The organism is Reyranella soli (genome assembly GCF_007992495.1).
Lineage (GTDB): Bacteria > Pseudomonadota > Alphaproteobacteria > Reyranellales > Reyranellaceae > Reyranella > Reyranella soli.
In genome coordinates this window covers 1-1033 of sequence record NZ_BKAJ01000373.1, presented here as the reverse complement: position 1 = coordinate 1033, position 1033 = coordinate 1, and the positions used below count along the sequence as shown (strand labels likewise).

Annotated in this window: 1 protein-coding gene; it reads right to left on the bottom strand. The window is 61.9% G+C overall.

What is annotated here, in order from left to right; genetic code table 11:
• A partial coding sequence (locus tag RSO01_RS46840; protein WP_147157487.1) for a helix-turn-helix domain-containing protein occupies positions 1–995 on the bottom strand: 995 nt, incomplete at its 3' end.
• Positions 996–1033: the final 38 nt, after the last annotated feature.

The following is a 1033-nucleotide window of genomic DNA, read 5'->3' as shown; positions in this document are numbered from 1 at the left end:
TTTCGCTCGGCATGGAAATGCTCAACATAGTCGTTCAACGCCCGCCGCAACGAGCGCTCGCCGAACAGGATTACCTTCGACAAACACTCCTCCTTGACCGACATCACCCAGCGCTCCGCATAGGCATTCAGGTTGGGGCTGTGCGTCGGCAGCGCGAGCGGTTCGACCCTGCCTGATGCAATGATGGCTCGGAACGACCGCGTGAACTTGGTGTCGCGGTCGTGCAGGAGATAGCGGCAATCCCGCAGCGCACCACAATCGTCCATGGTCGCGTTCCGGGCGATTTGCTTCATCCACGCCTCATTGGGGTGAACGGTGAGCCCGGCGAGGTATATTCTACGGCTCTCAAGATGAATGAAGAACAGCACGTAGTAGGTCACTAGCCCGCGCAGCGTCAGCACCTCGGCGGTGAAGAAGTCGGTTCCCGCCAACAGTGCCAGGTGGGTCCGGATAAAGGCCGCCCACGTGGTCGTGCGCTTGCGCTCCGGCGCTGGCGGCAAACCGTGGCGCCGCAAGACATTGCCAACCGTTTGATCGGATATCTCGTGTCCCAGATTGGCCAACGCCCCCACAATCCGGTCATAGCCCCAGTCCCGGTTCTCCCTGGCCATCCGAATGATCAGCTGCTCGATTTCTCGCTTGATGCGCGGTCTGCCCGGGCCGCGACGCGCCGAGCCATCGAACTTGCGGGTGACCAACTTGCGATACCAGCCCAGGATGGTGTCCGGTCGGGCTACGGTGGCAACGTCGGCAAGAACCCTGCGGCCCAGGCGATGGCCGATCTCGCCGAGCATCTTTCGCTCGGCGTCCGAGAGCCGCAGCCGACTATTCAATTGCGCCTTGAGGACGCGGTTCTCTGCAGCCAGGTATTCGTTCCGCGCCAGCAGTTCCTGGTCCACCGTCCCCGTCACATAGGCCAGCATGCGCGCCCAATCCATTTCCGCCCCCTGCCCCGCACCGATCCTCGCGATGGCATCTTGAGCAGTCTGGAACATAAATCACCCCGAGAACCGCGATCTAACATCGCCCTAAG